Here is a 14,453-nt window from a genome sequence, read left to right as displayed (position 1 = left end):
CCGGCTTTCGACAAGCGCTCGAAGGCTCCCATCCACAATTGAGTGTCCGGGTTTACCGGGTTTTTGACCATCACAACAGCATCGGTTCCAGCCAAAACATCGGCGATTTCCTGCACCACAAACGGACTGGCAGTTGAGCGTGCTCCGATCCAAAGTACATCAAGTCCGGCTTTTAATGCCTCTTCGGTGTGTTGTGCATTGGCAACTTCTGTTCCAACCATCAGGCCGGTTTCTTGTTTTACTTGCTTGAGCCATTCAAGGCCGATAGAGCCGATACCTTCGAAGCTACCCGGACGTGTTCGTGGTTTCCAAACTCCACCACGGTATACAAATACACGCGGATCTTTGGCCAGCTGGCGAGCTGTGTCCATTGCTTGTTCTTCAGTCTCAAGGCTGCAAGGGCCTGCAATTAAAAGAGGGTTATTTAATTTGGGTAACCACTCTTTAATTGGTTTGATGTCTAATTCTACTCCCATCTTACTTGGTATAAAGTTTAATAATTTTTTCTTCGTTTTTAACTAATGACGGATTTGCTCCACCCAATACATCCCGTATTTTAGTGGCGTTTTCCATCAGTTCGTACATTCGGCTCTCATCATTCTGGATGCTATCTTTAAACTCTTTCAGGTGTTTGATATAGGTATCCAGCGATTCAATGATATACGATTTATTATCCTGAAAGATTGGTCCCCACATGGAGGGCGCACTTTTGGCCAGGCGTACCGTTGAGTTGAAACCACCACTTGCCAAATCGAATATTATGTGGCGATTTTCTTTTGCCATGGCCGCGTTTGCCAGTGCATAGGCTGCAACGTGTGGTAAATGTGAAATGTATGCAGTACTGTGATCCTGCTCGTCTGACGACATGTAAGCGATATTCATTCCCAGACATTGGAACATTTTTTCAACAAGAGCCAAGTGCTGTGGACCGCTTTTTTCCTGATCGCAAATAATGGCTATTTTCCCTTCGAATAAGCCTTCCAAAGCTGCTGACGGACCTGAGTTTTCAGTTCCCGACATTGGGTGAGCCGGAATATAGTTTCGGCGTTTGGGGTGGTTTTCAACCGCATCAACAATCCGTTGTTTGGTAGAGCCGAGGTCGGTAACTGTTGTCCCGGATTGAATGTGATCGAGAACAGTAGGCAATATCGCACGGATCTTGTCGACCGGAATGGCGATCACGACCAAATCGGCTTTGGCTAGGGCCTCCGTTAGCGGGAGCACCTCGTCAACCAGCTTGATGCGTAACGCTTCTTCGGCATGCACCTCACTTGCATCGACACCAATCAGGTGGGTCGCGAAATGTGATTTTCGCAAGTCTTTGGCAACCGATCCGCCAATTAATCCCAGTCCAATAATGCTTATATTCATGATAGTTTGATTCAAAAAAAAGGTCCCGATTAACTCGGGACCTTTAGTATTTTTATTCTCTGCTTTTTGACAATACAATTACTGTTCGACCCCGTTTGTTGAAGTGAAATAATAAAACCAGTAATAAAAAGTATTTGCTAAAAGCATGTTGTTTTTTTCTAATTTGCTGACAAAGATAGAGATTTATTTTAAAATCAAAATTTATCCCTCTTTTTGTTTTCAATTTTAAAAATTTGCTCTCAATTTAGGTTCTTCCGGCATGAAAACATTAAGGTCGGTAATTTGGTTCACTGTCGAATGATTTTTCTCGAGGCAACTCCGCCATTTTCAAACTGCAACAAAAGCAGGTAGATGCCCGTGGGGAGCGTGCTGAAATCGAATGTTTCACTAAAATTCCCTTGCTGACCATTAATTGTTTTTTCGGACAGGATTTGGCCGGTGCTACTTCGAATTGAGAATTGAATTTGCCCCGGCGACTGGTTCAAGTGTCCTTCAATCTGAAGGATATCGCGCACCGGATTTGGATAAATCAGGATTTCGCCGGGTGAAATTTCAGCTTGATTTGAAGCGGTTTCAGTGTCCTGAATAACTAAATCGTCGATGGCCCACCCCCAGCCATTTGCATAAGGATCAGCGAACAAGCGAAAGCGAATGTAGATGGTTTGCCCCGCACTAAAATTGCCGTTTCCGGTGAGGTTTATCTGTCGGTTGATGAATAGTTCCTTTTGCCCAATAGCAGTTGAGTTGTCGCCAACGATCAGTGAGTTATAGGTTGTTTCCCAAGAGGCATTCGCGTTGGAGTCGTAACCGTCGACCAAGGGCAGCCAGTTGGTTTCGCCATCAAGCGAGCCTTCAATAATCACATAGTCCCAGAAATTATCATCACCAAAAACAGCTCCATTTTCTCCGGGTTCAACCAGAACTACCTCGTTAAACGATAGCATCCCATCGGCCTGGAGAATGATCGGGTACTTTAATACGCTGACGAAATTAAAGAAGCCACTATTTTGCATGGGACTGGAGTAGGGATGGGGGCTGTGCAGAGCGCCGTTGTCGAAGCCACTTTCCAGCCCGATGTAAAAAGAGGTTGAAATGAAGTCTTTACTGCTGTCGTTAAAATTGTTGCTGTAGGTGTTTACAGGGGAGTAAAAACCTTCAACTGTTACCTTGAAATACCCGGCAGTTGGCAGGTTTGTGCTTAGTTGTTGCGTTGAAGCATCGGTTGCAATTAGCCGGTAGCGGATTGAGTCACCATCAGTGAGACCTGCAAAATTAAGTGTTGTGCTATATGAGCCATCGATGAGATCCAGATTCGCTTTTTGAACGGCGTTTTGATTGACTGAATATTCTACCTGCACTTCGGCAACACCGATATTATCAGTTGCCAGTGCGCTCAATTGCAGGTTTTGGTCGCTTTCGAGCAGTATTTTTACCGGATCGTGGGTTATTGTCGGCGGCGTTTGATCTGGCCCCACCAGCACGTTGAAATAATCGTCGGGAGACTGGCGTGGTAGGCGATAAACCCGTCCGGTGAGATCGGATGCTGCGAGGTAATAGCGAATTTCACCTTCACCCGTAATGGGTAATTGAGCTGTAAACTCATCAGTCGATACGGTATAGTTCATTAGGATGGTATCCGCTTCGTTGAAATCGGCAAGAGTATATATCAGTTTCACCGTGCTGCTGTCGAGTCCTTCATCGCTAACTACTGTGGCAAAAACGGTTAGAGGAGAGGTGGTGTCTTCGGTGTCAGTCAGTTCAGTGTGGCTGATACTGGTGTAAACCCATCCCATTTCCTCGAAAATAGCCAGTGTTGCAGGCCCCGGATCGTGGATGGCCTCGCCCAACCCAATGGCCGGAGTCATTAGTGAATTCGCGTTTGTTGGAGAATAGGTACTTTCGTTCAAATGATACAAACTTGATCCTTCTTCGTAAGTAAGAGGCGCATATAGTCGTGGATAGGAGCCGTTAAGCTGCGACAAGGCCCATTCACTTTGAAATTCTAAATACCCCGATTCGAATTCATCGAAAAGCTCAGCGGAGAAGTTAGGGAACAACGACTGGTCGACTAGTTGTTGGCCGTCAAAATTAATCATGTAGTCATCGAAAATTCCCGGGTGGTCGGTGATCCAGCCATAAGCACCCAGTTCGGCTGCTGTTTCGTAGCACAAGCCTGTAAATCCTAGTCCATGGCCAATTTCGTGCAATACGACCGATACAAAGTCGTACTTGTCGCTGGGAGTATTACCATCGGTCCCAAAATACCAGTTTGAATTATTACTGTTGAACTGAGCAATGATGTCGGGATCTGTTGACTCGTTTAGTTTCTTCCCGGCCAATTTTTCAGCCAGTGCAATTGGGTAGTAATAATCGTTAAGGGGAGCTCCATCAAAATTCTCGAGATAGTCGGACGGCGAGCAGTTGCCAAGTATGTTGTCGTCCAATGACGACCAGCTGGCCTTCATGTTAATAGTGACGGGTGATTTTATTAGTCCCTCCCAAATATTTACCGCGTAGGCGAAAGCTGTTTGCGCTTCAGTGGTGAAACCGGTATAAGTCACATTGATTGTTGCTGCAGTGGTTTGCGCCGATTTAAGCTGAAAACGATTTGGTGGCGGAATGAAATGACGGTGAACTTCTTTTGATGCACGACATATTGGAGGATGTTCATGCTGAAGTGGATGCTTATTTTCAGATTCTCCGTCTGCAGACAAAAAAAGTGTCAAGATCAATATGGTGGAAAAGATGTGCTTCATTAGGTTCACTCGAATTGAAGGATGCGATTTACGATTTATATAACAATTTTTTGCTTATTTTGCTCAGAAACCTAGAAAATAGTAGACATGTTCAAATCCTTTTGCACCCTTCTTCTTATAAATTTACTGCCTTTTTTTTCCAATGGCCAAGACCCTGAGGTTGATTTTGATCAGGCAAATCGCCCTCAATTTCATTTTTCATCGCCCAAAAATTGGGTAGGACATCCGGCTGCAACTTTATATGTTGATAGTGTCTATCACTTGTTTTATGAATATAGCCCGATTGAGAATTCGCCGGTTTATTTACAAATGGGACATGCCGTTAGTAAGGATCTGTTACACTGGGATATCCTTCCGGTAGCATTGGAGCCGGATAATGACACGCGGGATCTATATCGTTGCACCGTTCGGAGCGGGAGTGCCATTGTTGATGGGCAGAATCTGCTGGGCAAACAAATTGGTGGTTCCAAAACGTTGGTGCTCTTTTACGCCAGTTTTGAGTGTGGCATCCGAATGGCTTACAGTACCGATGGCGGGAAAAACTGGAAAAAGTACGCCGGCAATCCGCTCATTCCTTTTTTAGACGGAGAGTATACCCGCGATCCAAGAGTGATTTGGTATGAGCCGGCAGAAAGTTATGTGATGATTTTGGCTCGCAATCCGAAGGACAACGATGTGGGTGATGGCTTTTCGTTTTATACCTCTTCGAATTTAGTTGACTGGACTTATGAGAGCCATATTGTTGGCCCGCAAGGTAGACCTGACATGTTTCAGTTGCCCGTAAATCGTCGTCCGGACGATATGCGTTGGGTGCTCACCGATTCAATTGGCTCATACATCATTGGCGATTTTGACGGCAAAAGTTTTACCGTTGAAACCAGTCTGCTCAAGAATGAGTACGGAAGCTTTGGCGGATCGTCCGGCTGGGAAGTGCCCGGCAATGACGGTGTGAGACGAATTCAGATGGCTTCGCTAGGAACTACAGCTATTGAAGGAATGCCTTTTGCCGGACAGATGAGTATTCCGGTTGAGATGGGGCTTCATAAGTATTTGGAAGGTGTGCGGTTGGTGAAACAACCGGTGAAGGAAGTTGAACAGCTGCAGGAAAAGTCGATGTCAATCGAAAACAAGAATATTATTCCCGGATTGGATAAAAACCCGATTAAACGCTTGAAAGGAGATTGTGTCCGTTTGGTTGGAACCTTCCAGCTTAAAACCCTTAGTAGTTTCGGCTTTATGGTTCGTTGCGACAAAGATGGCAATGGAACCGAAATCCGGTTCGATGCAACCCGGAATCAGATTTCATGTCTTGGAAAGATAGCTCCGCTTGAGCCTGAAGATGGAAAAATTAAGTTGGATATTCTCGTTGACCGATCGTCGATCGAAATTTTTGCGAACGACGGGAAAGTGGTTTTATCCGGTCAATTTTCACCGGCGATTGACTCACGCGATTTTATCCTTTACAATACAGGCGGGGAGTTGTTTATTGAAAAGCTGGATATTTACCCCATGAGATCGATTTATCCTCAAAAAAAATAGCGTTGGATGCGTATTTTAGGTTTCGGCCGGATCGTATCTTTTTTTGAAAGAAATGCTGGAGGAGGCAATTATTTGTCCTCCTCTTTTTTATATCGTTATAAATAGTTTTAACTTCAGTCGAAAATATTCAACTTCCTTCTATGAAGAAAAAGAAAAAGAAGAGTCATGGAACGTCTTCAACTTTCAACAAAAAAAATCTTAAAAACGCGATACTCACTGTCTTTCATGCGAATCCGCAAAAATCATTCAACTACAAGCAATTAGCCTCTGAAATGGGGGTCAAGGACCCCGAAATACGACGGTTGATCCATGTGGTGTTAAGCGAGCTGGCTGAAGACGGCACAATTGAGCAGGTTTTTCGCGGCAAATTCAAAGTGAAGTCGGGAGGTGGGCAAATTTGTGGCCGGGTTGAGCTTCAGCCACAAGGATTTGGTTTGATTATTTCGGAAGAGATTGATCAACCGGTACAGGTTTCGCAGCGCAATCTGAATCACGCCATGGAAGGTGATAAAGTTCGGGTTACCTTGTACGCCCGCCGCAAGAAGCATCAGCTTGAAGGAGAGGTGCTTGAAGTGATTGAGCGGGCAAAAACAACCTTTGTCGGTACAATTGAACGCTCGCGAAATTTCGCATTCCTGATTCCGGTTGGAAAGGTGGGGTTCGACTTGTTTATTCCGAATGAAAAGCTAAATGGCGCGGTTGGAGGGCAGAAAGCTGTTGCCCGCATTACCGAATGGCCTGCCCGGGCAAAAAATCCGTTCGGCGAAGTGATTGAGGTACTCGGTAATGCCGGCGATAATGAGACTGAGATGCATGCGATTTTGGCTGAGTACGATTTGCCTTTGCGATTCCCGGAGAATGTGCTGAAAGTTGCTGAACGGATTCCGCTGGAGATACCCGATGAGGAAATTGAAAAACGACGGGATATGCGTGATGTGACAACTTTCACGATTGACCCTGCTGACGCGAAAGATTTTGACGACGCCCTATCGGTTCGGAAGTTGAAAGATGATCTGTGGGAGGTTGGTGTTCACATTGCGGATGTGAGTCACTACGTGAAGCCAAATACCATATTGGATGACGAAGCATATGCACGGGCGACCTCAGTGTACCTTGTCGACCGGGTGGTTCCAATGTTGCCCGAACGACTGTCGAATGGTGTTTGTTCGCTTCGCCCCAACGAAGATAAGCTTTGTTTTTCGGCCGTTTTTAAATTGAATGGCGATGGTGAAGTTCTAAAAGAATGGTTCGGTCGCACGGTCATTCACTCAAACCGACGATTCAGCTACGAGGAGGCTCAGGAGATAATTGAGACTGGCAAAGGAGACTTGAACGAAGAAGTCCTGACGCTGCAGGATTTGGCTTTGAAACTACGGGCCAAACGATTTAAGGAAGGATCGATCGCTTTTGAACGGGTAGAGGTGAAGTTTGAAATTGATGAAAAAGGAAAACCCCTGTCGGTCTACTTTAAAGAGTCGAAGGATAGTAATAAGCTCATCGAGGAATTCATGTTGCTGGCGAATAAACGCGTGGCCGAACACGTGGGGAAAATAAAAGGCGGCAAGGCAGAGAAGACCTTTGTTTACCGGATTCACGATAAACCCGATCCCGAGAAATTGGATAATTTCAACCATTTTATCAAGAAATTTGGATACGGCATACAAACGACCTCAGCGAAAACAATCTCAACATCGATTAATGAGTTGATGAATGAAGTACGGGGAAAAAGTGAGCAGAATGTGGTGGAAACTCTGGCCATTCGGTCGATGGCAAAAGCTGTATATTCTACCCGAAATATTGGTCACTACGGCTTAGGGTTCGAGTATTACAGTCATTTCACATCGCCAATCCGGAGATATCCGGATGTGATGGTGCATCGTTTGCTCGAGCGATATCTTGATGGTGGACGCTCGGCCAATGCACAGAAATATGAGGACTATTGTAAGCATTCGTCCGATATGGAGAACCGAGCCGCAAATGCAGAACGAAGCTCAATTAAGTACAAGCAGGTTGAATTTATGAAGGATCGGATCGGACAGATTTTTCCGGGCGTAATTTCAGGTGTTACAGACTGGGGTTTGTATGTTGAGTTGGAAAACAAATGCGAAGGAATGGTGCCAATGCGCGAACTCGATGATGATTTTTACACCTTTGACGAAAAGAACTATTGTCTGGTTGGCAACCACAGTAAGCGCACTTACCAGCTAGGCGAATCGGTATGGGTCGAAATTGTAAGGGCCAATCTTGAGAAAAAGCAGCTTGATTTTAAGCTGGTTGCCAAACCGAAGGAATAAGGGTTAGATTAATTGCAGGAATCATTCGAAAATTTCAGTTATCTTTATGCGATTCAAATTAAGAATTTCTACGATATGGTGATGAACCTTGAAAACGGTGTCAACAAGAGAGACGCGAACCGGGAGAATATTCTGAAAATAGCTCAGGAAATATTTAGTAAATATGGCTACAAGAAGACCACCCTCGACGATATTGCCAATGCGGTACGCAAGGGGAAGAGCTCGCTTTACTATTATTTCAGCAGTAAAGAGGACTTGTTTCAGGCTGTTATTTTGAAGGAGGTTGATGTATTGAGGCGGGAATTGGAAAAAGTGGTGATGCGCAATACGGATCCGGTTGAAAAGCTTCGAGAATACATTCTTACCAAGCTGACTACTTTCCGCGGGCTGGCTAATTTTTATCATGCCCTGGAGAACGATGTCACCGCAATTGAGTTCATTGATAACATTAAGAACAAATACAATCAGGAAGAAATTCGGATGATCAAACGAATTTTAATTGAAGGGGTTCGTAAAAACACCTTCGAGGTTTATGATTTTACATTGGCTGCGATCGGGATTACTACCGCGATTAAAGGGCTGGAAATGCCACTTACAGCAGGCGAATACGGAACGACAAATCTCGAAAAAGGAGTTGATAATATTCTGAAAATACTTTGCTTTGGTATTATGAAACGAAGCTAAGACAAAAAAAAGGAGCCGAACGGCTCCTTTTTTTTTATTCCCTAAACTCGGATTTCTATGTTAAAACGTTCTTTCGCTCAATAATTCTCCTTCGCTATTGTATTTTTTCCAAGTTCCCGACTTTTCGCCTTCTACATAGTTCATTTCGTAAATCAGGCTTCCGTTGTCGTCCCATACTTTCCATTCGCCATGTTTCTTTCCATTTTTATAATTGGCTAAACCAACCTGAACCTCCTGCTCGTTGTAGGTAGTCCAGATTCCATCCATTTCGTTTTCGGCATAGTGACGGATTTCATTCAGTTTACCATTCTCGAAATAAACGCGCATTTCGCCGTTTTTCAGGCCGTTTTTCAGGGTTACGGTAAACTTGGTTTGCCCGCTGTCAAAAGTGCTGGTATAAAGCCCGCTATAAGGGGTTGAGTTCTTATAGTAGACACCGTCTATCTCTGTTACTTTCTGTGCCAATGTTGTCAAGGCCATTGCACAGCATAGTCCAAGTAGTAGTAAGATCTTTTTCATTGCATTCTCCTTCTTTATCATGTGGTTGAATTGTTTTAATGTTAACACAAAGTTAAGCGACATGTATTTGAATTAACAAATAATTAAGATTAAGTTTTCGCAAAGGGACAAAAAATTAATCGCTTATGTAAAATATCGACATGAAAAAACCGCCTCTGCTCTCAGAAGCGGTTTGCAATCTTAAGTATATAGAAATCCTGCAAAAATTAGTTTGAAGATTTCAAGCTAATCGTCACCTGATTTTTTTCAGGGTTAACAGATACCTTTTCCAGGCATGTTTTGTCGTATGATACATAGGATGCTGTTAAATCGTATGTGCCTGTTTTAACGTTTGCAAACGAATAGCTGCCGTCAAAATCGGTATAAGTAACCATATCTGTTCCTTCAAGTGCAACTTTTACTCCCACCAATGCCTCATTGGTTGTTTGGTCGATCACCGTTCCGCTAAGTTCAATTGGTGTATTTAGCTGCGCGTCGGCTGTGTTTTTGTCTTTTTTCTCACCGGCCATTGCAACAGTTACTGCAAAAACCATCAGAATGCTTAAAAATAAATTTTTCATGATCTTCTAATTTTATATCTACAAAAATAGGCTGGTGGAATTACAGAGGAGTTACATGCGAATTAAAAATCAATTAAAGCGCATGTTCGTTCGATCAGAAAATGAAATTACGGCTCTTTATGTCATCAAATGCAAAAAAATATACGGGAGTTGAACCCAGTAATCAACTTTCGCGAATGTTTTCAGACCGATGCTGCCGTCGTGCTGGTTGTACCTGGCCGTTGGCTACAAGTCCCGGAATTTGGGTTCTTAACAAGCGATGGTGGCAATGGGGGAGAGCGGATCGTCTTCGCTTCAGATTGAAAAATGGACTATAAAAAACCCTAGCTATTCCGTTAACCGGACGCTAGGGTTTTCGTCTACATGCGAGTAACTCAGGTTACTAAATAGTCTTTGCTCCTGTTGTTTAGAAGAAGGAATAACTTACTTTCAGTTGAAAGGTCATACCCGGATCAAGTTTCGAATAATACTGGTTCTCAGCTCCGAAGTTCTTGTAGATTGATTCTTTATTTGAGTTTAAAAGGTTGTCAATTTTAAAGCCAAGTTTCCATTTCTGAGATTCACCAAATGCTTTCGATGCATTCAGGTTTAAGCTGTTGAAAGGTACATTGTAAACGTCGGGTCTGTCCTGTATACCTACAATTTGAAGGCTTTCTCCTTGTACGTTATAGTATAATCCGGCGTTTAGGCCTTTTCCAAAACCATTTTCACTGCCGTCGAACGACAATCCCGCGTTGACGATGTAAGGCGCCTGTCCGGCCATGTCTCGGTTACGACTGATGCTTTGGCCGTCGCGGGCATATTCAACCCGTGAATTGTATTCCGTATCGCTTAATTTGATTTGCGACTTAGTATACGTGAAATTGACCTGGAAACTAAAGTTTTTAAAGGCTTCAGCAATCGGTTTAAGCGACTGGCGGACTTCTATTTCAGCACCGAAAAGTTGGCCGTCGCCTACATTGCGTGGTTGATACGAGCCCGGTTGAATAGAATACTGCACAATTTCAATCGGGTTTTTAAATTGTTTGTAAAACGCTCCGGCAGAAAGGGTTTGTCCTCCGGGTTTAAACAATTCCCAACGAATGTCGATATTTTGGATGTCCGTTTTGGTTAGGTTCCCATCCCAGTAAACAACGCCTGTGCTAGTGTTGTAGTCTTTAAATAGACCTCCAAAAAAGTTTTTACCGCTGATGGGGTCGAAAATTTGTGCGTAAGACAGTTCCTTGAACGATGGGCGGGCAATTGTTTTGGAATACGAAAACCTTAGATTCTGCTCGTCATTCAAACTATAGATTAGGTTTACCGTGGGGAAAAGATCAAGGTTTTCAAGCACTTTTTCGTCGTTCAGCACAAACTCACCCAACTGGTCCTGTCCGGTATAGTGTTGGGTGTAGTTTTCAACACGCAGTCCAACAATGCTTTTCAGTTTTTTCAAAGGCACAAACTCAAGCGAACTGTAGCCTGCTATGTTCGATACATTCGCGTCGTATTTATTGGGGTTCGTTGGAATAAACGGCGCTTCGTAGGTTGTTCCCTGGTTAATGTTGTCGTTGTATGGCCACAAGTTTTCAGGATCAAAAATCTCATTTGGATCACCGGTTAGCGGAATGCTTCCTCTGATGTTGATATTAAAATCGCGAATAACAAAACTACGGTCTTTATAAGTGTAGGCACCTCCAAATTTTAGTTTGGCATCCGCTTCAATAATCTTAAGGTCTTTTGTGAAATGCAATGCCGCAGCCAGGTTCTTCTCTTCTAAGTTACGCCAGATTCGTTCCGGAAAGCCAGACTCTGTGCCAATGATGTAATTGCCGTCTTCCACAACGTATCTGGTGAAACGGATGTCTGGATCTTCAATTTTAGAAATTGTTGGCGAGAGCTTCCACTCGATGTTCCATCCTTTGTCGTAGTCGCTGTGTTTACCGCTTAGCAGGATGTTAGTCAGCGATCGTTCGCTATATTCGAGGTTGTGTTGGATACCCGCGAAAGTTGTTCCGTAGTTACTTTTGGCATAGTCAAAAATTGCCGCTTTCGATTCTCCATTTTGCAAATGGAGGAAATTGATGCGATATTTCGCTTTCTTCGATTTTAAGGCTATTCCGGCCAGCGTACTCCAAAGTACGTTGTTTACTCCATAATCACCGGTTTGAAACTCGCGTTGCTCCATTTCGTTAATACTCAGATCGCTGGAGAGTCCATATCGTCCGAATAATGCACCTTCGTAATAGTCGGTATTGTTTTTATAGGAAGCAGAAAGGAGATAGCCAAAATCGTATTTCCCGAGCTCAATCTGGTTTCCCATTGAAGCGCTTAGGCTGAAATCCATTAAGCTTTGTTCTCTGGTTGCAGCCAGGGTTGGGTTGAAAGCTCCGAGAATTTCCTTATAACGCTCAGCCTTGTCAGCGTCGCCAATTGCTTCGGAAAAGAACGGGATGTTGTCTGTGGCAGGGATCTCGCGGGTGCCGTCATCAAAGCCCAGCCAATCGGTTTTGCCGCCTTCATAACTCACATAGTTTTGGTTGAGGTGTGAATCCGGGTTATAGCCTGCGCTAACCGACAAGCCCGCATTTTTACGTTCCGGGAAATCTTTCAGGTTGATATCGATCACACCCCCGGTGAAGTCAGCCGGGAGGTCGGCAGTAAATGTTTTATTGACTACCAGATTTTCAACCAGGTTGGTGGGGAAAATGTCCATCTGAATGGTGTTTCTGTCCGGATCCAATCCGGGAATGTCCAGACCGTTCAGGATTGTTTTGGTATACCGGTCGCCGAGCCCGCGTACAAAAACATATTTTCCGCCTTCGACCGACACACCGGTGACCCGTTTCATGGATGAAGCGGCATCGGAGTCACCAATTTTTTGCAATCCGGTCGCCGAAATACCATCCATCAGGTTGGCCGATTTTTTCTTCATTGTCAGCATCGCTGTTTCGGTATTCCGAATAGCTTTTGCGGTCACAACGGCTTCACCGATTTCAACCGTTGCCTCATCAAGTTTAATGTTTTCAAGCAATGTTGCTTGCCCCGGCTTTATAACAAGGTCTTTAATGGTCAGGGTTTCGTAGGAAATGAAGGATACTCTGATTTGGTAAGTTCCGGCGGGGAGAGAAAAGTTAAATTTACCATCTAAGTCGGTGATGGTTCCCTTTGTTGTTCCTTCAGCAAAAATTGTTACACCGGGTAGGAATTCACCGGTTTTTCCATCAAAAACGGTTCCACGTAAATAGCCATCCTGGCCAAATAGGAAAGTCGTAAAAAATAGGAAGAAGATAGTAACAGACAATTTAGTAACTCGCATGATATTGATTGTTGTTCTATAAATTAAAATGAAAACTCACAGACCGATAGATCTGTGAGTTTTATTGGGCAATTATTGATTTCCGAAATGATTCGCTGAATTAATACGCGCTGCTTAAAGAAGCCCAAGTCCATCCGGTGAAGGCAGACAAGGTAGCGCCTACTGTATTTGATCCTTCGGCAACTTCAGTTGTAATCGCGTCAGCACCACCTGCGAATACGTCAGCAAGAACGACACCTGAAGGCAGCGTAGTTTGAAAAGCTGAACTTGCGAATCCAAGCGTATTGGCTGAATAAGCTGCGTATTCCTCAACGTCTTGACCGGCTACCATGTCGTAGAAGTAGATGTTCATCATGTTTACATCAGTTGTCGCGTCGAAGTCGATCAGGCCTTGAGCAGCACCCGCTTTTACAGTTACGTTTTTGATTGTATGGCCAGCACCTTGGTAACTACCTTCAGGTCCGTCCAACTCGAAACACTCATCGCCAGGGTTGATTACTAATGCGTTATCGATAGTACCGGCATATGCTTGGTCGGTATCCAGAGCATCGTCGCCAACATTCCAGCAAACTACGTTTTTAACTGAAACTGTTCCACCAAAAAATTCAACACCGTCATCCTGGTTTGAAACGATTTCTATGTTTTCAACTGTGGTTCCCGAACCAACACCACCAAATGTCAAACCGTTGATTTCGTTGCCTTCACCAATGTTGGCACCACCATGACGGATTGAAACGTATTTAATGATTCCTGAGTTGTCAGTATCGTCGCTACCACCGTATAAGCCATTTGTATCAGTTGCAGGGATTCCTTCAATCTGAGCTTCGGTACCTGTGCTAACTGAAATGTTTGCTTTACCAAGTACGATTAAACCACCCCACAAACCGTTCAATGTTGGGTCGAGGTTCGGGCTTGAAATTTCGCCTGGCATAATATTGTCAGCAACCGATGTGAAAATGATCGGAGACGTTGCAGTACCTTCGGCCATGATTTTTGCACCACGTGCAATGATCAAGGCAGTTGCGTTGGCTCCTGTACCTGCATCACCTTTAATGATAACACCTGGCTCAATTGTCAGGGTTGCTCCGCTTTCTACGGCAATACGGCTTTTAAGGTGGTAAACGTTACCTGTTTCCCAGGTTGTGTTTGTAGTGATGTTTGCAGAAATATCGAATTCTTCTTCTTCGATTTCAGTAATTATTGGATCATCATCGTCATTACAAGAAGTAAAAAATGTTGCACCTGCCATAAGTGCCATCAGAAGTAATAGTTGTACTTTTTTCATTTTAATTTGGTATTAAATTCTAATTAATTTGCTTTCAATTTCTGTTTAGCACCTAATGTTTTTTGTTTGAGCAGGTGCTGTGTTATTTCTTAATAGATAGTCGATCGTTCTGCCTTAATCTGTGTTCCTGTTTTTGAATTTGGATTA

Annotated in this window: 9 protein-coding genes and 1 pseudogene; 3 read left to right on the top strand and 7 right to left on the bottom strand. The window is 43.9% G+C overall.

Features of this window, described 5'->3' with window-relative positions:
• The 3 genes and pseudogenes from ABZD21_RS07020 to ABZD21_RS07010 form a co-directional block, all read right to left on the bottom strand.
• Nucleotides 1-476 (bottom strand): annotated as a pseudogene (locus ABZD21_RS07020) (3-deoxy-7-phosphoheptulonate synthase); the annotation flags it as partial.
• Between the two features lies 1 nt (nt 477).
• On the bottom strand, nt 478-1,371 hold the full coding sequence (locus tag ABZD21_RS07015; protein WP_372773917.1) for a prephenate dehydrogenase: 894 nt from the start codon (nt 1,369-1,371) through the stop codon (nt 478-480).
• A 287-nt stretch (nt 1,372-1,658) separates the two neighbouring features.
• A complete protein-coding gene (locus tag ABZD21_RS07010) occupies nt 1,659-4,127 on the bottom strand; it encodes a T9SS type A sorting domain-containing protein (protein ID WP_372773916.1) in 2,469 nt (822 codons plus the stop codon).
• An 87-nt stretch (nt 4,128-4,214) separates the two neighbouring features.
• Between ABZD21_RS07010 and ABZD21_RS07005 the strand changes: the two genes are divergently transcribed.
• The 3 genes from ABZD21_RS07005 to ABZD21_RS06995 all read left to right on the top strand — a co-directional run bounded on the left by ABZD21_RS07005 (nt 4,215) and on the right by ABZD21_RS06995 (nt 8,644).
• Entirely contained in the window at nt 4,215-5,666 is a 1,452-nt protein-coding gene (locus tag ABZD21_RS07005; RefSeq protein WP_372773915.1) for a glycoside hydrolase family 32 protein, read from the top strand.
• Between the two features lie 140 nt (nt 5,667-5,806).
• The gene (rnr, locus tag ABZD21_RS07000; RefSeq protein ID WP_372773914.1) at nt 5,807-7,960 is read left to right on the top strand and encodes a ribonuclease R; all 2,154 of its coding nucleotides are present in this window, start codon (nt 5,807-5,809) and stop codon (nt 7,958-7,960) included.
• 75 nt (nt 7,961-8,035) lie between these two features.
• Nucleotides 8,036-8,644: a TetR/AcrR family transcriptional regulator gene (locus ABZD21_RS06995; RefSeq protein WP_372773913.1), complete on the top strand. Its 609-nt coding sequence runs from the start codon at nt 8,036-8,038 to the stop codon at nt 8,642-8,644.
• Nucleotides 8,645-8,704: 60 nt separating this feature from the next.
• Here ABZD21_RS06995 and ABZD21_RS06990 read toward each other — a convergent pair whose 3' ends face one another.
• The 4 genes from ABZD21_RS06990 to ABZD21_RS06975 form a co-directional block, all read right to left on the bottom strand.
• Nucleotides 8,705-9,184, bottom strand: coding sequence for a toxin-antitoxin system YwqK family antitoxin (locus ABZD21_RS06990; RefSeq protein WP_372773912.1), 480 nt, complete (start codon nt 9,182-9,184; stop codon nt 8,705-8,707).
• A gap of 185 nt (nt 9,185-9,369) precedes the next feature.
• Entirely contained in the window at nt 9,370-9,723 is a 354-nt protein-coding gene (locus ABZD21_RS06985) for a carboxypeptidase-like regulatory domain-containing protein (protein WP_372773911.1), read from the bottom strand.
• A 406-nt stretch (nt 9,724-10,129) separates the two neighbouring features.
• Nucleotides 10,130-13,021 carry a TonB-dependent receptor domain-containing protein gene (locus ABZD21_RS06980; protein WP_372773910.1) on the bottom strand — a complete coding sequence of 964 codons (2,892 nt, stop codon included), beginning with the start codon at nt 13,019-13,021 and terminating at the stop codon, nt 10,130-10,132.
• A gap of 100 nt (nt 13,022-13,121) precedes the next feature.
• Nucleotides 13,122-14,306, bottom strand: coding sequence for a hypothetical protein (locus ABZD21_RS06975; protein WP_372773909.1), 1,185 nt, complete (start codon nt 14,304-14,306; stop codon nt 13,122-13,124).
• Nucleotides 14,307-14,453 lie beyond the last annotated feature (147 nt).

Source organism: Mangrovibacterium sp. (assembly GCF_041596335.1).
Lineage (GTDB): Bacteria > Bacteroidota > Bacteroidia > Bacteroidales > Prolixibacteraceae > Mangrovibacterium.
This window is presented reverse-complemented; position numbering and strand designations above follow the sequence as displayed.

Excerpts from the sequence above, each read along its gene's own strand:
- ABZD21_RS07015 (WP_372773917.1), bottom strand. The coding sequence starts at position 1,371 with ATGAATATAAGCATTATTGGACTGGGATTAATTGGCGGATCGGTTGCC.
- ABZD21_RS07010 (WP_372773916.1), bottom strand. The coding sequence starts at position 4,127 with ATGAAGCACATCTTTTCCACCATATTGATCTTGACACTTTTTTTGTCT.
- ABZD21_RS07005 (WP_372773915.1), top strand. The coding sequence starts at position 4,215 with ATGTTCAAATCCTTTTGCACCCTTCTTCTTATAAATTTACTGCCTTTT.
- rnr (WP_372773914.1), top strand. The coding sequence starts at position 5,807 with ATGAAGAAAAAGAAAAAGAAGAGTCATGGAACGTCTTCAACTTTCAAC.
- ABZD21_RS06995 (WP_372773913.1), top strand. The coding sequence starts at position 8,036 with ATGGTGATGAACCTTGAAAACGGTGTCAACAAGAGAGACGCGAACCGG.
- ABZD21_RS06990 (WP_372773912.1), bottom strand. The coding sequence starts at position 9,184 with ATGATAAAGAAGGAGAATGCAATGAAAAAGATCTTACTACTACTTGGA.
- ABZD21_RS06985 (WP_372773911.1), bottom strand. The coding sequence starts at position 9,723 with ATGAAAAATTTATTTTTAAGCATTCTGATGGTTTTTGCAGTAACTGTT.
- ABZD21_RS06980 (WP_372773910.1), bottom strand. The coding sequence starts at position 13,021 with ATGCGAGTTACTAAATTGTCTGTTACTATCTTCTTCCTATTTTTTACG.
- ABZD21_RS06975 (WP_372773909.1), bottom strand. The coding sequence starts at position 14,306 with ATGAAAAAAGTACAACTATTACTTCTGATGGCACTTATGGCAGGTGCA.